General features: G+C 67.3%; 22 protein-coding genes and 1 pseudogene. 14 read left to right on the top strand and 9 right to left on the bottom strand.

The annotated features are described in order from the left end of the window. From KYN89_RS07070 to KYN89_RS07020, 11 genes and pseudogenes are all read left to right on the top strand, one after another. Positions 1 to 420, top strand: a complete 420-nt coding sequence (locus tag KYN89_RS07070; RefSeq protein ID WP_222824435.1) for a phage major tail protein, TP901-1 family — start codon at positions 1 to 3, stop codon at positions 418 to 420. After that, positions 417 to 758: pseudogene (locus tag KYN89_RS07065) on the top strand (gene transfer agent family protein). Before KYN89_RS07070 ends, KYN89_RS07065 begins: the two are co-directional and overlap by 4 nt. Further along, positions 755 to 949, top strand: coding sequence for a phage tail assembly chaperone (locus tag KYN89_RS07060; RefSeq protein WP_222824434.1), 195 nt, complete (start codon positions 755 to 757; stop codon positions 947 to 949). The pseudogene KYN89_RS07065 and the gene KYN89_RS07060 overlap by 4 nt, the downstream one beginning before the upstream one ends. After that, complete coding sequence (locus KYN89_RS07055; RefSeq protein ID WP_222824433.1) at positions 942 to 1,523, top strand: tail tape measure protein; 582 nt, start codon at positions 942 to 944, stop codon at positions 1,521 to 1,523. The genes KYN89_RS07060 and KYN89_RS07055 overlap by 8 nt, the downstream gene beginning before the upstream one ends. Next, positions 1,523 to 3,862: a DUF2460 domain-containing protein gene (locus tag KYN89_RS07050; RefSeq protein WP_222824432.1), complete on the top strand. Its 2,340-nt coding sequence runs from the start codon at positions 1,523 to 1,525 to the stop codon at positions 3,860 to 3,862. The genes KYN89_RS07055 and KYN89_RS07050 overlap by 1 nt, the downstream gene beginning before the upstream one ends. Then, the gene (locus KYN89_RS07045) at positions 3,859 to 4,674 is read left to right on the top strand and encodes a DUF2163 domain-containing protein (protein WP_222824431.1); all 816 of its coding nucleotides are present in this window, start codon (positions 3,859 to 3,861) and stop codon (positions 4,672 to 4,674) included. Before KYN89_RS07050 ends, KYN89_RS07045 begins: the two co-directional genes overlap by 4 nt. Continuing rightward, a complete protein-coding gene (locus KYN89_RS07040; RefSeq protein ID WP_222824430.1) occupies positions 4,674 to 5,108 on the top strand; it encodes an NlpC/P60 family protein in 435 nt (144 codons plus the stop codon). The genes KYN89_RS07045 and KYN89_RS07040 overlap by 1 nt, the downstream gene beginning before the upstream one ends. Before the next feature lie 56 nt (positions 5,109 to 5,164). After that, positions 5,165 to 7,264 carry a phage tail protein gene (locus KYN89_RS07035; protein ID WP_346727207.1) on the top strand — a complete coding sequence of 700 codons (2,100 nt, stop codon included), beginning with the start codon at positions 5,165 to 5,167 and terminating at the stop codon, positions 7,262 to 7,264. Then, positions 7,264 to 7,716 carry a DUF2793 domain-containing protein gene (locus KYN89_RS07030; RefSeq protein ID WP_222824429.1) on the top strand — a complete coding sequence of 151 codons (453 nt, stop codon included), beginning with the start codon at positions 7,264 to 7,266 and terminating at the stop codon, positions 7,714 to 7,716. Before KYN89_RS07035 ends, KYN89_RS07030 begins: the two co-directional genes overlap by 1 nt. Positions 7,717 to 7,938: 222 nt before the next feature. Then, positions 7,939 to 9,024, top strand: a complete 1,086-nt coding sequence (locus KYN89_RS07025) for an OmpA family protein (protein ID WP_222824428.1) — start codon at positions 7,939 to 7,941, stop codon at positions 9,022 to 9,024. A gap of 93 nt (positions 9,025 to 9,117) precedes the next feature. Next, entirely contained in the window at positions 9,118 to 9,669 is a 552-nt protein-coding gene (locus tag KYN89_RS07020) for a superoxide dismutase family protein (protein ID WP_222824427.1), read from the top strand. Positions 9,670 to 9,723: 54 nt separating this feature from the next. On the opposite strand, the gene KYN89_RS07015 is transcribed toward KYN89_RS07020, so the two are convergent. The 7 genes from KYN89_RS07015 to KYN89_RS15435 form a co-directional block, all read right to left on the bottom strand. After that, on the bottom strand, positions 9,724 to 11,328 hold the full coding sequence (locus tag KYN89_RS07015; RefSeq protein ID WP_222824426.1) for a spinster family MFS transporter: 1,605 nt from the start codon (positions 11,326 to 11,328) through the stop codon (positions 9,724 to 9,726). 21 nt (positions 11,329 to 11,349) lie between these two features. Next, positions 11,350 to 12,045: a 7-cyano-7-deazaguanine synthase QueC gene (queC, locus tag KYN89_RS07010; RefSeq protein WP_197634900.1), complete on the bottom strand. Its 696-nt coding sequence runs from the start codon at positions 12,043 to 12,045 to the stop codon at positions 11,350 to 11,352. 57 nt (positions 12,046 to 12,102) lie between these two features. After that, positions 12,103 to 12,513 carry a DUF3617 domain-containing protein gene (locus KYN89_RS07005; protein ID WP_222824425.1) on the bottom strand — a complete coding sequence of 137 codons (411 nt, stop codon included), beginning with the start codon at positions 12,511 to 12,513 and terminating at the stop codon, positions 12,103 to 12,105. An 85-nt stretch (positions 12,514 to 12,598) separates the two neighbouring features. After that, a complete protein-coding gene (hslO, locus tag KYN89_RS07000) occupies positions 12,599 to 13,528 on the bottom strand; it encodes an Hsp33 family molecular chaperone HslO (protein WP_222824424.1) in 930 nt (309 codons plus the stop codon). Between the two features lie 48 nt (positions 13,529 to 13,576). Then, positions 13,577 to 14,506 (bottom strand): ornithine carbamoyltransferase, encoded by a 930-nt coding sequence (argF, locus tag KYN89_RS06995; RefSeq protein ID WP_222824423.1) that lies wholly within the window; start codon positions 14,504 to 14,506, stop codon positions 13,577 to 13,579. Continuing rightward, on the bottom strand, positions 14,506 to 15,699 hold the full coding sequence (locus tag KYN89_RS06990) for an aspartate aminotransferase family protein (RefSeq protein ID WP_222824422.1): 1,194 nt from the start codon (positions 15,697 to 15,699) through the stop codon (positions 14,506 to 14,508). Before KYN89_RS06990 ends, argF begins: the two co-directional genes overlap by 1 nt. 138 nt (positions 15,700 to 15,837) lie before the next feature. Further along, positions 15,838 to 16,653, bottom strand: a complete 816-nt coding sequence (locus KYN89_RS15435) for a cold-shock protein (protein WP_222824421.1) — start codon at positions 16,651 to 16,653, stop codon at positions 15,838 to 15,840. Positions 16,654 to 17,008: 355 nt separating this feature from the next. Between KYN89_RS15435 and KYN89_RS06980 the strand changes: the two genes are divergently transcribed. From KYN89_RS06980 to KYN89_RS06970, 3 genes are read left to right on the top strand one after another with little or no spacing between them, the layout of a single operon-like run. Next, positions 17,009 to 17,422, top strand: a complete 414-nt coding sequence (locus KYN89_RS06980; protein ID WP_222824420.1) for a hypothetical protein — start codon at positions 17,009 to 17,011, stop codon at positions 17,420 to 17,422. Further along, the gene (locus tag KYN89_RS06975; RefSeq protein WP_222824419.1) at positions 17,415 to 18,377 is read left to right on the top strand and encodes a sterol desaturase family protein; all 963 of its coding nucleotides are present in this window, start codon (positions 17,415 to 17,417) and stop codon (positions 18,375 to 18,377) included. The genes KYN89_RS06980 and KYN89_RS06975 overlap by 8 nt, the downstream gene beginning before the upstream one ends. Positions 18,378 to 18,426: 49 nt before the next feature. After that, the gene (locus KYN89_RS06970) at positions 18,427 to 20,019 is read left to right on the top strand and encodes a GMC family oxidoreductase (RefSeq protein WP_222824418.1); all 1,593 of its coding nucleotides are present in this window, start codon (positions 18,427 to 18,429) and stop codon (positions 20,017 to 20,019) included. A gap of 27 nt (positions 20,020 to 20,046) precedes the next feature. Here the strand turns inward: KYN89_RS06970 and KYN89_RS06965 are convergent, their stop codons facing one another. Further along, positions 20,047 to 20,892, bottom strand: a complete 846-nt coding sequence (locus KYN89_RS06965) for a hypothetical protein (protein WP_346727206.1) — start codon at positions 20,890 to 20,892, stop codon at positions 20,047 to 20,049. A gap of 188 nt (positions 20,893 to 21,080) precedes the next feature. Continuing rightward, a complete protein-coding gene (locus KYN89_RS06960) occupies positions 21,081 to 21,647 on the bottom strand; it encodes a pyridoxamine 5'-phosphate oxidase family protein (protein WP_222824417.1) in 567 nt (188 codons plus the stop codon). Between the last annotated feature and the right edge of the window lie 18 nt (positions 21,648 to 21,665).

Raw genomic sequence — 21,665 nt, 5'->3', positions numbered from 1 at the left:
ATGACCGCACAAAGAGGCTCCGCCTTCCTCCTCAAGATCGGCGACGGCACCCAGGAAAACGGGGGCCCGCCCGCCTACCAGACCGTCGCCGGGCTGCGGACCACCCAGCTGGCGATCAATGGCGACAGCGTGGTGGTGACCCACAAGGGATCGGGCGGCTGGCGCGAATTGCTGTCGGGCGCGGGCACGCGCTCTGTCTCGGTCAGCGCGGGGGGCATCTTCCTCGGCTCGGATGCCGAGGCGCGGGTGCAGACCCACGCGCTGGCCGGGACGATCGACGATTACGAGCTGTCGTTCGAGGATGGTGCGCGGCTGCGCGGGCGCTTCCTCGTCCAGCGGCTCGACTATTCGGGCGATTTCAATGGCGAGCGCAATTACACGATCCAGCTCGAAAGCTCGGGCCCGGTCGTCCCGGCATGAGCCCGGAACAGGTCCGGGGTGACGCACCCAATCCGCCCCCCAATCCCCTGCGCGGCGAAGCGGCAATCCGTATCGCGGGCGAGGTGCGCAAACTGCGCCCCAGCTTCACCGCGCTGGTCGCGGCGGAGGAAGAACTCGGCCCGCTATTCGCGCTGGTCGAGCGTGCAGCCAATGGCGAGCTGCGCCTGGCCGAGATCGCCGCGCTGTTCTGACACTGCCTGCAATCGCGCGACGGGCTGACCCGCGAGGCTGTGGGCGATGCGATCCTGGCAGGCGGGCTTGCCGCCGCCACCACGCCGCTGCGCGCGCTGCTCGGCGCGATTCTGCAGGGCCGATGACCCGCGCCTTCTCCCCGGGTGTGCCGCCGCTCGCGGCGCTCGCCGCGCAGGCGCTGGGCTGGACGCCGGAGGCGTTCTGGAATGCCACCCCCGCCGAACTCGCCGCCGCGCTCGGTCCGACTTCGCCCACCGGCGATGGCGTTGACCGAAGCGACCTCGACAGCCTGATGGAGCAATATCCCGATGCCTGACCTTGCAGCCGACCCGGTCGACGCAATGCTGATCGACGTGCGCGCCAACACGCGCGGCTTTGCCGAGGATGTCGCCCGCATGCGGCAAGACCTCGACGGCGAACTCGTGGCAGGCTTCTCGCGCGCGGGCGACGTTCTCGAACGCAGCCTGCTGAGCGCGATCCGGCGCGGCAGCCTCGGCTTCGAGGATCTGCAGGCCTCCGCCAGCAAGGCGATCGACCGGATCGCGAGCCAGGCTCTCAAGCTCGGGCTCGGTCAGATTTTCGGGGCGAACAATCCGCTGGGCGGGATCGTCGGCACTCTGCTGGGCGGCGTGCTCGGCCTGCCCGGCCGCGCGACCGGCGGCCCGGTGAGCGCGCAGCGCGGCTATCTGGTCGGCGAGCGCGGGCCCGAACTCTTCGTACCCCCGTCGGATGGGCGGATCGTGCCGCTGACAGCACATGGCGGCGGCGCGCGGAGGGTGGATGTTGCGATCCAGCTGGCCGCGCCCGCGGGCACTGCCGCGCCGATCGCGCTCGAACGCTCCAGCCGGCAGATCGCCGCAGCTTTGCGCCGGGCGATGGAGAACAGCTGATGGCCTACTGGCTTTGCGCTGACCGCAACGGGCAGGAGCACGACCATATCCAGCGCTTCGACCCGCGCTTCTGGACGGTCAATTTCCCCCGTCCGATGATGGCGAGCGTGGTCACCACCGCGCCCGATGCGCTGCGGCTGACCTGCGAATTTCATCATGCGGGCGAACTGGCGGGGCTTATCTGGGAGAGCGAGGACACGCTCGACCATCCGCTGCACGCCTACGTCACGAACCGCGACTACGCCCATGCCGTGCTCAGCTTCCGCTGGCGCAGCGGTGGGGTCATCCCGCTCGACGCGGTGCACGGGCCGACACTGACGATAGAGGGACGCGATGCCAGCGGCGCGGCGCGTGCGTGGTATGTCCGGCTGTGGAACTATGCGGCAGGTTCGCCGGAAGACGCGGTGGTGACGCTGCCGTTTTCGGCACTGCAAAGCGGCTTCGCCTTGCCCGGAGAGCCCGTCCATCCGCACGACATCGACCGCATGTTCATCTCGCTGGTGCCGCCCGGCTACGTGCCCGGCAGCGCCGATCCGCTGGCCCAGCGCGCCGATGGCTGGGTCGAGATGAGCGATATTGCCTGCGACGGCGCGCGCGCGATGCTGGAGATCGGCGAGAGCATGCTGCCCGAGCATGGCGAGCAGATCGCGACCGCCTATGACGACTGCTTCAACCAGACGCCAGCGCGGCTGATCCGCCAGATTCGCCAGCTCGGCTATCGCGGGCGGGTGGTCCACTATGTCGGGATGAGCCACTATTTCCGGCTCGAACCGCTTGGCGGCGGGCATTACGTCAGCCTGGCAGGCGGTGTGCTCAACGATGCCTGCGCTGCGTGGCACCGGGCCTACGCCGAGGAGGCGCAGGCCGCCGGGATCGAGATCATCTGGTCGCTGTCCTACGAGTTGTTCGACGCGCATTGCTGGAACGACTGGAAACAGCGCAGCGCCGATGGCGCGCCCGCACAGACCGGGTGGGAGCCGCCCTCCGCGCTGCTCTCGCCCGCACATGCAGGGGCGATGGGCTATCTGCGGCAGGTCGCGGCGGCGTTCGTCCAGATTGCGCGAAGCGCTGACATGCCGGTTCGCTTCCAGATCGGCGAGCCGTGGTGGTGGGTCACACCGGGCAGCTTTGCACCGTGCCTATACGACGATGCCGCAAGGGCCGCGTTCGGCGGCGATCCGCCTGTCATCGCGGATATGCGCGCACCGCTCGATGAGGCGCAGAAGGCACTGCTCGATGCAGCGGGCGCGCTGCTCTCGACCTCCACCGCCGCTCTGGCGCAGGCGGTGCGCGATGCTGCCGGGGGTGAGGCGGAAGTGCTGCTGCTCGCCTTCACGCCGACGATCCTCGACGGGCAGATGCCCGAGATAGAACGCGCCAATCTGCCGGTCGGCTGGGCCTGGCCCGCCTTCGACCGCTTGCAGCTGGAGGATTACGACTGGCTGACTGCGGCTGCCGATGCCCGCCGCCGCGCGGCCTACGCCCATGTCGATGCACGGCTCGGCTACCCGATCGACCGGCAGGACTATTTCGCGGGCTTCGCGCTGAACGCCGAAGATGCGCCCGCCTACTGGGCGCGGATCGACGCCGCGCTGGACGAGGCGCGCATGCGCGGCGTGACCCAGCGCTTCGTGTGGGCGCTGCCGCAGATCGCACGCGACGGATACACCCGGCTTGCCCCGCCCCAGACCGACCAGCGCGAGGACCACATGCAGAACTTCGACGACGTCCCCTATCCGCTCACGCTCGGCACGGATGCCAGCGCGAGCCCCGAATTCTCGACCTCGGTACTGGTCACCGCCTCGGGCCATGAGCGCCGCACCGCGCAGTGGGCCGACGCGCGGCTGCGCTTCGATGTCGGGCCGGGGATTCGTTCGGAGAGCGAGCTGGCAACGCTTCTCGGCTTCTTCCGCGCGCGGCATGGCCCCGCACGCGGCTTTCGCCTGACCGATCCGTTCGATTTCTCCTCCAACGGCACCACGGGCGCGCCGACCTCTGCCGACCAGTTGCTCGGACTCGGCGATGGCGAGACCACCCGCTTCGCGCTGGTCAAACGCTACGGCGAGGAACCCGAGCCGCAGGTGCGGCGGATCACCCGGCCCCGTAGCGGCACGGTGCGCGTCTCGGTCGGCGGTCAGGAAACCGCTGGCTTCACGCTCGACCCGCTGGGCTTCGTGGTGCTCGACGATGCCCCGGCGGCCGGAGCGGAAGTGCGCGCGGGCTTCCTGTTCGATGTGCCCGTGCGCTTTGCCGAAGACCGGCTGGCGATCAGCGCCGCTGGTTTTGCCGCCGGGCAGGCGCCCAGCGTGCCGCTGATCGAGATCAGGGAGGCAGCATGAGCGAGGTATATGGGGAAGACCGGCTCGCCACCCGTGCCTTCTTCTGGCGGATCGAGCGGCGCGATGGCGTGACGCTGGGCTTCACCAGCCACGACCGCGATCTGATGCTGGACGGCGTGCGCCTGCGCGCCGCGCCCGGCATCCGCCCCGCCGCGCTGCGCCTGACGGGCGAGATTGCAGGCGACGATGCGCAGATGGATGGCGCGATCACGCATGACGCGATCTCGGCAGCCGATCTGGAAGCGGGCCGCTTCGACGGCGCAGCGGTGACGATCGGCAGCATCGACTGGCAGAGCGGCGAGGCGCAGGCGCATTACTGGGGCACGATCGGCCAGACGGAGGCCGTCGCCGACGGTTTCTCCGCCCAGCTGCATTCGGCCAAGGCCGCACCGGAGGAAGACCCGGTCCCGCGCACCAGCCCGGGATGCCGCGCACGCTTCTGCGGCCCCGGCTGCAACCTGTCGCCTGCACGCTTCACGGTTGAGCGGCAGGTCGCGGCGATCGACGCAGGTGCCAATGCGGTCGGCTTCGCAGGGCTCGCGAGCGCGGATTTCGTGTTCGGGGAGCTGCGCTGGCTGGACGGGCCCGCGGTCGGCCTGCGCCAGACCATTATCGCCGATGAGGCCGGAATGCTCGTGCTCGACGGCAGCATCCCCGCCGGAGTGCGCGAGGGAACCCGCGCCCGGCTGCGAGAGGGCTGCGACCGCACCATCGCCACCTGCTCCACCCGCTTCGCCAATGCGGTGAATTTTCGCGGCGAACCCTTCCTGCCGGGCAACGACCTCGTCGCCCGCTATCCCTCGCGCAGCTGATGGACAGGGCAACCCGGATCGCACGCGCGGCGGGCGATCTGGTCGGCACACCGTTCCGCCTGCAGGGACGTGATCCATCGATCGGGCTCGACTGCATCGGGCTGGTGCTGGCCAGCCTCGCCGCGGCGGAGATCCCACTCGCGCTGCCAGCGGATTACCGCCCGCAACGCCGAGCGTTCACGCTTCCGCATCAGGCGCTGGCAGCAGCGGGCCTGATCGCGATGCGCGGGCCACGCCGCGCGGGCGACGTCCTGCTTCTGGAGACCGGTCCGGCGCAGGTCCATGCGGCGGTCGCCGTAGACCGGCACCGGATCGTCCACGCCCACGCCGGGCTTCGCCGGGTCGTCGAAAGCCCGCTGCCCTATCACTGGCGCGTGCTCGCCTGCTGGCGAGCCGCCTCCGATCCGCAAGGAGAGACATCAGGGCAACGCTGATCCTGTCCACGGTCGGCACCGCGCTCGGCGGGCCGATCGGCGGGGCGATCGGGGCGGTGCTGGGCCGCGTGGTCGACAGCGCGGTGATCGGCACGCCGACCCGCCAAGGCCCGCGCCTGACCGAGCTGGCGGTGTCCACCTCCAGTTACGGCCAGCCGGTGCCGCGCGTGTTCGGCACGATGCGCGTGCCCGGCGCGATCATCTGGGCGACCGAACTGGTCGAAAGCAGTCAGACGAGCGGCGGCAAGGGGCAGCCGAAGACCACCACCTACAGCTACGCGATCTCCTTCGCAGTCGCGCTGTCGAGCCGCCCGGTCGCCGCAATCGGGCGAATCTGGGCGGACGGTGCATTGCTGCGCGGGAGCGCGGGCGACCTGAAGGTCGGCGGGACGATGCGGCTGCACGAGGGGACCGGAGACGACGAAGTCGATCCGCTGATCGCCGCCGACAAGGGCGCGCAAGGCTGTGCATTCCGCGACCTCGCCTACATCGTGTTCGAGGATCTGGAACTGGCCAGCTTCGGCAATCGTATCCCAGCGCTCAGTTTCGAGGTGATCGCGCCCGACGGCACGCTCGATGTCATCGACCTGCTTGAAAACATACCGCTTGCGGCTGGAGCGGGTGTCCCGCTGACGGGTTTGCGGGGCTTTGCCGATCAGGGCGGGTCGCGCGCGGACCTGCTGGCGCATGTGGCACAGGTTTTCCCACTGACGCTTGGCGCGACCGCCACGGGCCTATCCCTGTCGCCGGTGGAGGCCCGCGAGCCGATCGCGCTGCCGCCGCCGGTGGTCGGTCGCCTCGACGCAGAGAATCGTGCCGAGCCACGCGTGCGCCGCGACGCATCCACGCGCGAGGTGCCAGCGGCCTTGCGCTATTACGATCCCGCGCGCGACTACCAGCCCTCGCTCCAGCGTGCGCCGGGCGTCGGCGGGGCGAGCGGGCAGATCGAGTTCCCCGGAGCCTTTGCCGCACCGGACGCACAGGGACGGATCACCGCGCTGCACCGCCGCGCTCTCACCGCACGCGACAATCTCGAATGGCGGATCGCAGAGCCTGCGGCGGGAATCGTGCCGGGGGCCGTGGTGACGCGCGCGAGCCACGGCGATGTCTGGCGCGTGACCAGCTGGGAATGGCACGCCGACGGGATCGACCTGGGGCTGGAGCGGATCGCGCGGCTCCCTGCGGGGCAGTCGGTTGCCGATCCGGGCTCCGGCCCGCCCCCGCTCGACGACGTCCCGGGCGAGCTCGTGCTTCGCTATGTCGAGCTGCCGTGGGACGGATCGGGCGATCCGGCGACGCCGCAACGCTACGCCGCGCTCAGCATGGGGGGCACGCGCAGCCCGATCGCGCTGTCGGCGGTGGACGGCGACGCGCTGCTTCCGCTCGGGCAGGTAGGCCGTGGCGACACGGTGCAGGGTGCCAGCCTCTCGCCGCTCGCCCCCTCCCCCAGCCTGCTGTTCGAGGCGGAGGCCACGCTGGAGATCTCGTTGGCCTCGGCCGGCATGCAGCTGCAATCGGTCGACATGCCCGCGCTGCTGGGCGGCGCGAACCGCCTGCTGCTGGGCGAGGAAGTGCTCCAGTTCCGCCATGCCGAGCCGCTCGGCGATGCGCGCTGGCGCTTGACCGGCCTGCTGCGCGGTCGAGCGGGGACCGAGCATCACGCGGCTGCGGGCCATGCGCCGGGCACTGCCGCGATCCTGATCGACCACCGGCTGGTCGCGCTCCCGGCGCAGGATCACGTGGAAATCGCTGCGCTTCCCGGTGTCGGCTCGACCGGGCCGGTCTACGCCGCGCTTGTCTCCGCCGGCGTCACGCAGCGCCCGCTGCCCCCTGTACACCCGCGTGCCGGGCTCACGGAGGCGGGCGATCCGGTGTGGATCTGGGTGCGCAGGACACGTGGGGGCTGGCGCTGGGAGGACGGGGTGGACATGCCGCTGGTCGAGGAGCGCGAAGCCTATCAGGTCGGCCTCGGTCCGCTCGAAGCGCCACATGCGCTGTGGGAGGTGAGCGGGCCAGGCTTCTCCCTGACCCAAACCCAATGGGCGGACTGGCGCGCACTTCATCCGGCAGCGGTGCTGTGGGTTCGCCAGATCGGCGCCCGCGGCCTGTCGCACCCCGTTCGTCTTCCCACTGCCTCATCCCAGGAGACCAATTGATGTCCATTCCGCCGGAATTCGCAGCGCGATCGCCGCGCAATGATCTGCCCTTCCTGTTCGTCGCCCAGGCGCAGAAGGAAGCAACCGTTAACGAGGCACTTGCGCGGATCGACGCGCTGCTGCGCCCCGTGGTGGAGGGCGAGGCGGAAAATCCTCCGGCGGAGCCCGCTGAAGGAGCCGGCTGGATCGTGGGTGCGGAAGCGCAGGGCGAGTGGACGGGGCGCGATGGCGCGCTCGCGTTCCGGATCGCAGGCAGATGGATATACGCACACCCTTGGGAAGGCACCGTGGTGTTCGACCGCGCGCTGGGCGGCTTGCGTCATTGGCGCGATGGCTGGCAGACGGTCGCGTTGCCCACAATCCCCACTGGCGGTGCAACGATCGACACGGAAGCGCGCTCCGCGATCGCGGAACTGATCGTGCAACTTCGCGCCTCTGGCCTGGGGATTTGAGAGCGCCGCCGGGAACCGCCGGTTTGACGAAGCGTTGGCGGGCCGGGAGGAACAGGGATTGATCCCGGCTTCCATCAAAAGACGCTCTCGCTGATGAGGCAAACTTGCAACAGTGTCTTCGCTTTACGGAAACGAAGGCCTGTCTGCTTGCCTCGGAACTGGGGAAAAGTTAAGTGGGGGCCTCCTGGTGGCTCCCAATCATTACAAAGGGGAATTACAGTAATGCGCAATATCGTCATCGGAATGGCGATGGCTTCGACGATGCTCGCATCGCCGGCACTTGCACGTGACAGCCAATGGTACGTGCAGGTTGAAGGCGGTCCGATGCTGGTCGAAGACCTCGACTTCGACGTCAATGGCGTCGAAGACCAGCTCACCCAAGATTACGACGCCGGCTACGACTTCGGCGGTCTCGTTGGTTACGATTTCGGCCCCGTCCGGATCGAAGCCGAAGCGAGCTACCGTGAAGCCGACGCCGACCAGCTCATCGTCGGCACGCTCGGCTTCCCGGCCGGTGCCGGTACGCGCCTCGCAGCCGCAGGCCAGTTCCCTGCGAACGGCTACGTCAACTCGCTGAGCTTCATGGTCAACGGCCTGGCCGACTTCGGTCCCGATGACGGCCTGCAGGGCTTCGTCGGTGGCGGTGTCGGTGTCGCCCGGACCAAGGTCCAGACGACCATCAACACCAACGGCGCGCCGGGTCTCGACGATTCGGACACCGGTTTTGCTTGGCAGATCCTCGCGGGCGTTCGCGCTCCGGTGACCGATCGCATCGATGTCGGCCTGAAGTATCGCTTCTTCAACGCCCAGAACATCGAAATGGTCGATCGTCTTGGTGACGTACTCGAAGGCCGCCTGCGCTCGCACTCGCTGATGGGCACGGTGACCTACAACTTCGGCGAACCGCCGGCACCGCCGCCGCCGCCGCCGCCGCCGCCGCCCCCGCCGCAGGTGACGTGCAACACGGGCCCGTACATCGTGTTCTTCAACTGGGATCGTTCGGACATCACTCCGGAAGCGGCCTCGGTTCTCAACAACGCGATCTCGGCTTACCAGAACTGCGGCAACGCCTCGGTCATGCTGGCCGGTTACACCGACCGTTCGGGTACCGTTCAGTACAACCTCGGCCTCGCGGCACGTCGTAACGCTTCGGTCCGTTCGTACATGACCGGCCGTGGCATCCCCGACGCTCGCATCAGCAGCGAAGCCTTCGGTGAAGCGAACCCCCGCGTTCCGACCGCCGACGGTGTCCGCGAACTGCAGAACCGTCGCGTGGAAATCACCTACGGTCCGGGTTCGGGCATGTAATCGAGCGGACTTCCGCTACGAAACACTGGAAGGGGCCGGAGCAATCCGGCCCCTTCTTCGTTGGGCAGGTGAAAACGGAGGAGATCACCTGTCATGACACGCCTTTCCAAGTTCGCCCGCGTTGCCCCGACCGCTGTGGGGCTCACCTGCGCCGCCGCGCTCGCTGCCTGCGCGACAACGCCAACGCCCAGCGAAGAGACGCTTGCCACCGCCACCCTGCTCGACACCGACGGCAATCCCACGGGCGAAGCGCGTCTGCTGGGTGTCGGGCACCGCGCGGAGCTGGCCGTCACGGTCGAGGGGCTGACCCCGGGCGAGCACGGCTTCCACCTCCACACGACCGGGCGCTGCGCCCTGCCCGACTTCAAGTCGGCAGGCGGGCACCTCAATCCCGCGAACAAGGGCCATGGCCTGCTCGATAATGACGGCAGCCATCTGGGCGATCTGCCCAACCTCGTGGTGGCAGCGAACGGCACCGCCAGTGTGCAGGTGCCGCTCGACGGCACGCGCACTTACGTGATCGACCAGATCTTCGATGCTGACGGGACCGCCGTGGTCATCCACGCGGACGCAGACGACGGGCGTACGGACCCGTCGGGCAATGCCGGTTCGCGCGTGCGCTGCGGCGTTCTCGAACAGGCCTGATAAGCAAAGGGGCGAGGCCAGCGGCCCCGCCCCAACGCCTCACTTACTGGATTTTCAGGCTTCGGACTGACCCGCTGCGAGCACGCGCTCCTGCGCAGCCGGGACCAGCTTGAGCGCCGCCACCAGGAGGACGAGCCCAATCGGCGCGACCCACAGGGTGCTCAGCATACCCAGGCCTAGATCGCCATCCGCCTTGGACGAAACAAGCCCGGCGAGATACGGCCCGAGCGCGAGCCCGACCAGCGTCGTCGCCAGGAAGAACGTGGCCGTCGCCACCCCGCGCATACGGGGCAGTACCAGCGACTGGCTGGTCGCGGCGGCGGCGCCAAGCGCGCTCGACGCGAACAGCTGAGCAACCGCCGCTAGCACCAGGAAGAGCGCTTTGCTGTCGGTAGTAAACATCACCCACACCACCGGCACCGGCGCAAGCAGGCCGAAGAGCACGACATAGAGCCGCCCGCCCGGCAGCTTGGTGAACAGCCAGTCTGCCATCCGGCCGCCGGCGATGACCCCGAGGAACCCGGTCACGGCTGCCGGCGCCCCCAGCAGCAGGCCCAGCTCGCTCTTGGAAATTTCGAACACCCGTTCGCCGTAGGGCGCGCCCCAATAGGACGTGGCGTAGGAGATGAAGGCGACCGTGCCGTATCCCAGAATGGTGCACAGAAAGGCAGGCGAACCCCAAGTCAGCGCGAAGGTCTGTGGATCGCGCGAACGCAGCGCGCTCGCCCAGCTGAAGATCGCGTAATAGCCGACCGCCAGCAGGAACCACTGATCCGAGATCGCCAGGTCGAAGCCCATTCCCCCCATGATGAAGCCTTGTCCCGTCTCCGCCAGTAGGGTGATCAGCCAAGCGGCGGTAAAGAAACCGACCAGCCCGACGAGATTGATCGCCAGAGCCGTCGGGCTGCGCCGCGCGGCCCCCAGAATCGTGAACGGCGGGATAATCTGCAGCAGCTCCTCGACGAAGCCGCGCCACGGCTTCTCGACCGGTTCCGACGGCATTCCGTCGATCAGGCCGCGCACCGGCTCTTTCAGCGTGAAGACCCAGATCGCGAGCAGAAGGCCAGGCAGGCCGACCGCGATGAAGGCTGCCTGCCACCCGGCGAGGCCCAGCGGGCCGCCATTGGGGTAAGCCGCGTTCCAGTTCTCGACCACCAGCGCGCCGATCACCAGGGAGATACCGCCGCCGACATACAGGCCCGAGGAATAGATCGCGAGCGCGGTGGCGCGAAGGCGCGCGGGGAACCAGTCCGAAATCAGCGAATAGGCGGACGGGCTCGCCGTCGCCTCGCCAATCCCGACCCCGACGCGCGCGCCGGACAGCATGGCCGCATTCTTCGCAAAGCCGGACGCCGCGGTCATCAGCGACCACAGGCCCAGACCGATCGTCATCAGCCTGACGCGGTGCCAGCTGTCTGCCAGCTTGCCCAGCGGAATGCCGAAAAGCGCGTAGAAGATCGCAAAGGCGGTGCCGTAGAGGAAGCCCAGAAACGCGTCGTCGACGCCCAGATCCGCCTTGATGTCGTTCGCAAGGATCGAGAGGATCTGGCGATCGACGAAGTTGAGCACGTAAACCAGCACCAGCACGCTGAGCGCGTACCAGCTATAGGCGGGCACCTTGGCATCTGGTGCCGATGCGGGCTTGTCCGTCGCGTCCATTCATCCCCCTCGTCGTTTTTCTTATGTATCCGCCGGGTAAGTCAGCCCGTCGGTCAGCCCCGCATCGGCAAAACCCTTGCGGCGCAGACGACAGCTATCGCACAATCCGCACGGCAGGCCATCCCCTCTCGGGTCGTAACACGACCAGCTGAGTGCGGTATCGAGCCCAAGCCGGTTCGCCTCGCTCGCAATCTCGGCCTTGCCGAGGAACTGAAGCGGAGCGTCGATCGCGAAACCGCCGCCTTCGATCCCCGCCTTTGTGCCCAGCCGGGCCGTTTCGGCGAAGCTGGCGATGAATTCGGGGCGACAGTCCGGATAGCCCGAATAGTCGAGCGCATTGACCCCGATCACGATCCGGCCTGCGCCGATGCTCTCGGCAAAGGCGGTGGTCAGCGCGAGGAATACGAGGTTGCGGGCTGGCACATAGGTGACAGGGATCGTGCCATCGACGCCGTCCTTGGGTACGTCGATATCGGCGGTCAGCGCCGATCCGCCGAACTTGCGCAGGTCGAGCGTGATTTCACGATGGCTCGCAAGCCCCAGCGCCTTGGCGATTTTGCGCGCGGCCTCGATCTCGCGCACGTGGCGCTGGCCGTAATCGATCGTCAGCGCGTGGACTTCGTGCCCACGCTCGCGCGCCAGAGCGGCGGCAACCATGGAGTCGAGCCCACCCGAAAGCAGGGCGGCGGCGATGGTGTCAGGATTTTTGCCCGTCATGGGCTCCGCGCTAGCGGCTTGCGCGATCGATCCGCAAGCCCGAACAGCGCACGCGGATCACTTGCAGTCGCCCACCCGCCGGCCCTCGGCCTCGAACGAGAAGGGCGAACCGCGTTCGATTCCCGTGGTCCGCAGCTGGATCAGCGCGGGCGATTCCCAGCGAATATCGGTCTGGCCATAACCATTGCCGTTGCAGCTGTAATGGACGGTCGCGCTGACCCCATTGTCGTTGATCACATTGCGGCTGCAGCGCATCCCGCGATGGCGCAGCTGGACCAGATCGCTTTCACGCCGGAGACAGATCCGCCGCGTGCTCGCGCCTTCGCCCCGCTCGCGGATTTCCCACGTGCCGAGATGAAGCTTGCCGAACAGGGTGGTCGAGCCGCCCTGCGCGGCAAGCGGCGCGGCAAGGCCAACGCCCCCCGCGAGGGCGAGCGCAAGGGAGATGGTGATCCCGCGTCTCGTCATTGCCCTATCCCCTTCAAATTCGGCGATTCTGTTAAAGTAGAAACGTATCTATACACGATTTCACCCACACCGGAGATGAACGCCGCTAGGCGTCGATTGTGAAAATTCGCGAACAGAACGCGCAATCGACCAGAATGTCACCCGCTTCATTGCGCATTTCGGCCCTGTCTTCCTGAGAGAATCGACGAATGATCGATTCGTAGTGTTCGACACTGCATCGGCAACCGCGTGTCAGCGGCTTTCCCTGAAAGACACGCACCTCGTCTTCTTCGTGGAACAGCCGCCAGACCAGCGCTTCGAGTGGGAGCGCCTCGTCGAGCAGCTCCTCGTGCCGGATCGAGCCTGCCATCGTCTCGACATGCTCCCAGTGCGGGTGGGAAAGGCGCACATGCAGCCGCTCGCGCCCGACCTCGCCATCGGGCAGATGCTGTGCAAGCAGGCCTGCTGCCAACGTGTGCTCGCCTTCGGTCTTCACCGCGACGCGCACCAGCGTGGGGACCTGTTCGGACTGCAGGAAATAGCTCTCGCATGCAGCGGAGAGGCTTTCGCCCTCCAGCGGCACGATCCCCTGATAGCGCCCGCCACGCTTGGGCACGTCGAAGGTGATCGCGAGATAGCCCTTGCCGAACAGCGCCGGGAGCGAGGGATTGGCACCCAGCTTGGCCAGCGCCTCGGCGTCGAAATCGGCATAGCCGCGCACCGCGCCCTGGCGGAAGTCGCAGACCAGTAGCTTGACGATGCCCGCCTCGGTCTGGGCCTGCATGGTCATCTGGCCGCCGCCTTCGCCCTCTGCGCTCTCTTCGTCATCCTCGTCGATCAGCGCACCGACCAGCGCGGCAACCACCAGCGCTTCGGCGAGCAGGTTGCGGATCACGGGGGGATAGTCGTGCGCGGCGAGGATTTCGTCGAGCGTGCGGTCGAGCCGCACGAGTCGCAGGCGCGTATCCCGCGAGGGGATCGACGCGCCCAGCAGGTGGTCGGAGAAGGTTTCGCTTGTTGGGAGAGTATCGGTCACGGCGGGCTATATAAGAACGCCCGCCGTCTCCCCAAGACCCCCTGCGATTCAGAGCTTGCCGAAAGCCCAGAGAAGCACGGATTTCTGTGCATGGATGCGGTTTTCCGCCTCATCGAACACGCGGCTTTGCGGCCCTTCGATCACGCTTTGCGTCACCTCGTCGCCGACATGCGCAGGCAGGCAGTGGAGGAAATCCGCCTCCGGCTTGGCCAGCGCCATCAGCGCGTCGTTGACCTGGAAAGGCTGCATCGCGGCGATCTTGCTCGCGGCGTTTTCCTGCCCCATCGAGACCCAGGTATCGGTGACGATCACGTCCGCGTCCCTCGCGGCGGCCTGCGCATCCTGCGTCAGCGTGATCGTCGCGCCGCCCGCGCGGGCCGCTTCGACGAACGCCGCCTCGGGCTCGAAACCTGCTGGCGTGGCAACACGCACGTTGAACTTGAAGATGCCAGCGGCCTCGAGGATCGAGTGGAGCACGTTGTTGCCATCGCCCAGCCAGGCCAGTTCCAGCCCCGGCAGCGCCTTGCCGTGTTCGATGATGGTCAGCAGATCGGCCACGATCTGGCACGGGTGCGACGCGTCGGTCAGCCCGTTGATCACCGGCACGCTGGCATGGCGGGCCATTTCCTCGACCTTGGCGTGATCGTCGGTCCGGATCATGATCGCATCGACCATCCGGCTGAGCACGCGCGCGGTATCGGCGATGCTCTCGCCGCGGCCGAGCTGCATCGAGCCGCTCTCCATCACGATCGCACTGCCGCCGAGCTGGCGCATCGCGATGTCGAAGCTGACCCGCGTGCGGGTCGAGCTTTTCTCGAAGATCATCGCCAGCACATGGCCCGCCAGCGGTGCATCGGCGTCCGCCTTGCCCTTGGGCCAGGACTTGCGCGCACCCTTGCGGTCGATCGCGTCGTTCAGCATCGCGGCGAGGGCATCGCCGCCTGCGTCCGAGAGGTCGAGGAAATGCCGCGCGCCCATCAGCTGGCGTCCGGCACTTCGTAGTCCGCCGCACCGGCAGACAGCTTGTCGAAGAACTCGTCGATCTCCGCATCGCCCACCACCAGCGGCGGAAGCACGCGCAGCGTGTTGTCGCCTGCCGCCACGGTCAGCAACTGGTGCTTGTCGCGCAGGTGCTGGAAGAACGGGCGACTTTCGACCTTCATCTTGATGCCGAGCATCAGGCCTTCGCCGCGGACCAGTTCGAACAGGTCGGGATAATTGCCGATGAACTGTTCCAGCCGCGCCTTCAGCCGCGCGCCCTTGTCGCGCACGCCCGCAAGGAATTCGTCGTTGGCGACCGCTTCCATCACCGCGACGCCCGCCGCCATGGCGAGCGGGTTGCCGCCGTAGGTGGAGCCGTGGGTGCCGAAGGTCATCCCGCGGGCGGCATGTTCGGTCGCAAGGCAGGCGCCCAGCGGGAAACCGCCGCCGATGCCCTTCGCGCTCGCCACGATGTCCGGCTTCACGCCGTAGAGCTCGTGCGCGTAGAACTTGCCCGTGCGCGCGACGCCGCACTGGACCTCGTCCAGCACCAGCATCAGGCCGTGTTCGTCGGCCAGATCGCGCAGACCCTGCATGAACTCCTGGCTGGCGGGGCGGATGCCCCCCTCGCCTTGGATCGGTTCGACCAGGAAGCCGGCGGTCTGCGGGCCGATCGCGGCCTTCGCAGCGGCCAGATCGTCGAACTCGCAATATTTGAAGCCCTGCAGCAGCGGCAGGAAGCCGTGGTGCATCTTGGCCTGGTTGCTGGCGCTGATCGTCGCCATCGTGCGCCCGTGGAACGCGCTGGTGAAAGTGATCAGCTCGGTCCGGGCGGGGTCGCCATCCTCGTGCTGGTGGAACGCGCGCGCGGTCTTGATCGCGCATTCGACCGCCTCGGCGCCCGAATTGGTGAAGAACACCGTATCGGCGAAACTCGCGTCGACCAGCATCTGCGCCAGCTTTTCCTGATGCGGACTGCCGTAGAGGTTGGAGACGTGCATCAGCGTCTCGGCTTGCTTCTGGATCGCGCCGATCAGCCCTTCGTGGCTGTGGCCGAGCAGGTTGACCGCGATGCCGCTGGCAAAGTCGAGATAGCGCGTGCCGTCTTCGTCGATCAAATGGCAGTGTTCGCCCTTCACGGGGCGGACGTCGCAACGGGGATAGACGGGCATCAGGGCGGGGATCGACATGGCAACTCCGGGAAATTCAAAACGGTGAACGACAAATGGCGGCCCCGCGAGGGAACCGCCATTCGCGAATGACCGGCGATCTATTGCGTCAGCCGGGCCGGGTCAAACTGGTGAGCATGACCCGGGTCGGCGCGCGCCTCATTCCTGTACGGGAACGAGGTTGACCGCCGAATACTTGCCTCGTCGGTCGACTTCGAGATCGAACTCGTAGCGTTCGCCCTCGTTGATCTGCGACAGGCCCGAGCGCTCGACCGCGCTGATGTGCACGAAGGCATCGGGCTGGCCGTCGTCGCGCACCAGGAAGCCGAAGCCCTTCATCGAATTGAAGAACTTGACCGTGCCGGTCGCCTTTTCACCGGTCAGCTCGCGCCGCGGAGCACCGCCGGCGGCACCGGGGCCGCCATCGCGCGGCGCAGCAGCGCCGCCACCGGTCACGGGGATCACGTCGCCCACGACCTGCAGATCCTGCGCGGAAATCTTGCCGCCACGATCGACCAGGTTGAATTCGAGCTCCTGCCCTTCGGCCAGACCTTCGAGACCGGCGCGTTCGACGGCACTAATGTGCACGAACACGTCGTCTCCGCCGGCTTCCTGCTGGATGAAGCCGAAGCCCTTCTGGCCGTTGAAGAATTTCACCTGGCCCTTGCCGGTGCCGACGACCTGTGCGGGCATGCGGTTGAAGCCGCCACCACCGCCGCCGCCACGCGGACCACCGCCGCCGAAGCCGCCACGGCCACCGCCGCCGCCGCTCCGATCCTGGAAGCCACCGCGATCCTGGAACCCGCCACGGTCCTGAAAACCGCCGCGATCCTGGTAGCCGCCACCGCGATCGTCGAATCCGCCGCGATCCTGGAAACCGCCGCCGAAATCACCGCCGGGAAACGGCTCGAAACCGTCTTCTCCGATGTTGTCCCGCTTGTCGCGCCCGCGACGACGCCCTTTATCGTAACCCATAACTCGCCAAAAACCTTGCTACTTCCACCCGCCCGCAAAACGAAATCCCGTAAAGGCGCAGACGGCCGCCTCCCGGCATTGCTGGAGTGGCAAACGATCGACGTTCCTGCCGCCAGTCCCCCACCAACTGGCCCCACCCTTATCGCAGAATGCGCGCGGGCGCGAACCAATTCGCAATAGGATACTTGATTCCGCAAGTTTATGACAATTTCGAAGGCTTGCGCGGCTTCGGGAGAGCCTGCATGTCTTGCGCGCGATGGAGGAGCCAATGCGCTCGATAGACTTGGCAGGACGCCCAGCGCGCACCGCAAGGGGGCGATTCGGCCCGCCCCCCGGCGGGAGCGATTGAGCGCCGATGGACACTCAGCTTCTCCAACTGGGCGGATCGCTGCTCGCGATTCTGGTGCTGGCCGGAATCGCGTGGGCGCTCAAGCTCGGCCAGCCGCGCACCATCGATACCGCCGAGCGGGCTCTCACCCTCGCCCGCGAGGCGGATAGCGCGTTCGATCCCGGCGAAGCTGCGGTCGGACGCGACGGCGCGGCAGCGATCCTCGCCGATTCGGCCGGGCGGATCATGGTGCTGCGCCGCCATGGCACCCACTTCGCCGCGCGCGTGCTGGAGCCGGGCACACCCGCGCACAGTGAAGGCGATATCCTCACCATCGTGCCGCGCGACCGCCGCTATGGCCCGGTAGTGCTGGATCTCGGCCCCAAGGCGCAGGCTTGGGCCTCGCGCATCGAGGCGCTAGGAAGGGTAGACCATGCCTGACTTCTCTCCCGTCGATTACGCCATTCCCGGCTTCGTCCTGCTCGTTCTGGCAGAGATGCTGTGGGCGCGGTTCAAAGCGCCGCATTCCTACGAGCCGAAGGATACGCTGGTCAGCCTCGCGTTCGGGCTCGGCAGTACGGTCGCGGGATTGCTGCTGGGCGGGCTGGCGCTGGCGGTTTTCCTCGCCGCCTACGAGGTGCGCTTCTTCACCATCGGCTGGGAATGGTGGGCGTGGCCTTTGTGCTTCGTGCTCGACGACCTCAAATATTACTGGGTCCATCGCTTCGGCCACCGCAGCCGGTGGTTCTGGGCGAGCCATGTGAACCACCATTCCAGCCAGCACTACAACCTCTCCACCGCGCTGCGGCAGACCTGGACCGGCGCGTTCACGCTGGGCTTCGTCTTCGCGCTGCCGCTGGTGCTGCTCGGCTTCCATCCGGCGATGATCGCGATCTGCGGCGGGTTCAACCTGATCTACCAGTTCTGGATCCACACCGAGGCGATCGACCGCATGCCGCGCTGGTTCGAGGCGGTGATGAACACGCCCAGCCACCACCGCGTGCACCACGCGACCAACCCGCGCTATCTCGACCGCAATTACGCGGGCGTGTTCATCGTGTGGGACAGGCTGTTCGGCACTTTCGAGGCGGAGCGTCCGCATGCCGAAGAACCGATCCGCTACGGCATCGTGAAGCAGCTGGGCAGCTTCAACCTGCTGTGGGCGGTGTTTCACGAATGGATCGGGATGCTGGGCGACATCTGGCGCAGCCCCTGGAAGCACAAGCTTTCCTACCTGCTGCGCGAACCGGGCTGGAGCCACGACGGCAGCCGCGAGACATCCGATATGATCCGCGCTCGCTGGCAGGAGCAGCACCAGCGTGCAGACGCCGCGCCGGTCGAGACGACGCAGGACGAGCCGCAAAAGCCGATTGCGGGGCCACGCCGCGCAGCCTAACCTTTCCGTAAACGGAGAGAATATTCCGTACACGAGAGAGGACGGGCGCATGAACCAATACGACTATATCGTCATCGGCGGCGGCAGTGCGGGGAGCGCGGTCACCGGGCGGCTGGCGGTGGACGGCCATCGCAGCGTATGCCTGATCGAGGCGGGTGGGCGGAACAACGACTTCCGCGTCAAGACGCCCGGCATGATGCCCTTCCTCAGCGGCAGCCAGAACTACCGCTATGAAACCGTCCCGCAGAAGGGGCTGGGCGGGCGCACCGGGTTTCAACCGCGCGGCAAGGGGCTGGGCGGCTCCAGCGCGATCAATGCGATGATCTATATCCGCGGCAATGCGTGGGACTACGACAACTGGGCCGCGATGGGCTGCGATGGCTGGGCCTACGACGAAGTGCTGCCGTGGTTCAAAAAGGCCGAGGCGAACGAGCGCGGAGAGGATGAATATCACGGCGCAGGCGGCCCGCTGTTCGTATCGGACCAGCGCTGGACCAACGAGACCAGCCGCGCCTTCGTGGCAAGCGCCGCCTCGCTCCAGTATCCCGAACGCGACGATTTCAACGGCGAGAAACAGGCCGGCTTCGGCATCTATCAGGTGACGCAGCGCAAGGGCGAGCGCTGGTCCGCCAGCCGCGCCTATGTCGAACCGATCCGCAACCAGCCCAATCTCGATATCCGCACCAAGACTCTGGTCGAGAAACTGGTGATCGAGAATGGCCGGGTGACCGGCGTCATGGTCCGCAAGGGCAAGCACCGCGAATATCTCAACGCGCGGCGCGGGGTGATCCTGTCGGCGGGCGCGTTCAACTCGCCGCAAATCCTGATGCTGTCGGGGATCGGCCCGGGCCGCCATCTGAACGCGATGGGGATCGAGGTCGCGCTCGATCGCCCGGCGGTGGGCAGCAACCTGCAGGACCATATCGACTACGTGTCGAGCTGGGAGAGCGAGAGCCGCGTGCCGATTGGCAACAGCCGCGAAGGCACGCTGCGGATGCTCGGCGCGATCCTCGAACACCGGCGCAAGCGCACCGGGGTGATGACCACCCCCTATGCCGAGGCGGGCGGATTCTGGACCGTGATGCCCGATGCCCCAGCGCCCGACGTGCAGTGGCACTTCGTCCCCGCCATGCTGGAGGATCACGGGCGCGAGAAGGTGAACGGCCACGGAGTCTCGTTGCACGCCTGCGTGCTGCGCCCCGAAAGCCGCGGCACGGTGCGCCTCACCAGCCCCGACGCGGCCGATGCCCCCGCGATCGATCCCAACTTCCTCGACGACGAGCGCGATATGGCGGTGCTGCGCGAAGGCGTGCGCCTGTCGCACCGGATTGCCGAGACCGCGCCGCTGGCCGATTACGGGCTGACTGATCGCCATCCGGTCGACCTTACCGACGATGCCGCGCTCGACGCGATGATTCGCAGCCGCGCGGACACGGTCTATCACCCGGTCGGCACCTGCCGGATGGGCTCGGACGAGGAAGCGGTGGTCGACCCGGCGCTGAAAGCGCGCGGGATCGAAGGGCTGTGGATCGCCGATGCCTCGATCATGCCCAAGCTGGTCTCGGGCAACACCAACGCCCCCTCGATCATGATCGGGGAGCGGTGTGCGGACTTCGTAATTCAGGCAGAGAAAGCCGGCTAGCGCCGCCTTCCCACTGGAGGCAGCCCGTCAGAGCCCCTGTGCCTCGCCCACTGCCTGCGGCGTGAGCCGGGGCAGGCCAAGCTCGGCGAAGAAGTCACCGCCGGTCTCCAACGGCGGCGGGGTCGGGTCGATCGGGCGGCACGTGCCCGGCTCGATCGAGGTCTCCAGACACACGAAGCGGTTGTAATCGAACCGTGCGCGCGCCCATGCCCGGGCCCCGTCGATCGTGTTGTACTCCCCGTAGACCGCGTAATCCGGGCTGTTCTTCTTCTCGCTCTGACGCTCGACATTGCGCAGCGTGCCGGGGCGGTAGCCTTGCCCCTCCGGCACGAAATAGCTGTTGAGCCGCAACAGCGCATCGAGCCGCGCTTCGCCCGCCCCCTCGCCGAAGGCGATGCCGCCGAAGCGCTCGTACGCGGCGATCAGCTCGCGCGTGCGCTCCTGCTCGAAGAAGTCGACCGCGTTGACGCCCACGGCTTCGAACGCGAGGTCGATCTGCTCGGGCGCGTTGGCCACGCTGCGCACCGTGCCGACAAAGGCCTCGCGATCGCAGCGGCCATTCCACACCGATCCGTCGGCAGTGTCGAACAGGCGGCAATTGGCACCGTTGCGGCGGCCGATCAGGCTTGAGGGGCGCATGCCCCCGGTTCCGCGATACTCGCCCTTCACGATGTCGCCGTCGAATTCGAGTTCGGCCTGGAAGCTGCCACCGATCAGTTCGGGGCAGCCGCCTTCGCGCTTGGGGCACTTGGTATCGGTGCGCCGGGGCGTGCCGGGCACGGTCGCGACCACTTCGCCGCTGTGATTGCCGAAGTACTGGACCTTGCCATGGAAGTCGGCGGGCAATGGATCGGCTGCGGCGGCATTCGCCACCTGGGCCGCAGCAGGGGCGGACCCCAGCGGGGCGAGAGAACCTGCGAAAAGCGAAATTGCGAGTATCAACGAACGCATGTGAGGCTCACTCCCGATCATTGCTGTCGGCGTTAACCATACCATGGCGCGCTTTCCGGCAGAAGCGCTGGTTCGTCCGGCAGCCGATTCGGCCCGCCGGGTGATGCGGATCAGTCGAGCGGCGTGCCTGCAATATAGCGATCTGTGGCGCGGGTGGGCAGGCCATCGATGCTCGACGTGCGCCCTGCCATCTTGGCCTCCCATTGCTCAGGATCGGCCTGAGCGTGCGCCTTCTTGAGCGTCGGCCGCTCCGCCTCGTAGGCCATGAAGGGCACGCCCCAGCCGCACGAGGTCTGCACGCTCTCGACATCGATCACGAAGATCTGCCGCGTGCCGGGCAGGAGTGTGAAATGCGCCGCCAGCGCCTCCCACTCGGCATCCTGCGGCAGCACGGGGCAGCCCCGGCCATAGATCCGCAGGATCAGCGCGGGCTGCTCGAAATTGCAGAACATCAGCGTGATGCGGCCATCCGCGGCGAGATGCGCGTGCGTCTCGTTGCCCGATCCGCCAAGGTCGAGATAGGCGACCTTGTTCGGCGCGAGCACGCGAAACGCGTCGTAGCCCTTGGGGCTGAGGTTGATCCGCGCGTCTTCTGCCGCAGTGGCGACGAAGAACACCGGCTGCTTCGCGATCATCGCGATGTGCTTGTCGGTCAGCGTGTCGAAGAAGTCGGCCATGGGGCAAGAATTACCCCA

This window comes from Alteriqipengyuania abyssalis (assembly GCF_019857185.1).
Taxonomy (GTDB): Bacteria; Pseudomonadota; Alphaproteobacteria; order Sphingomonadales; family Sphingomonadaceae; genus Alteriqipengyuania; species Alteriqipengyuania abyssalis.
Note: the sequence above shows the minus strand (reverse complement) of the source record. Positions and strands in the feature narration are given on the sequence as shown.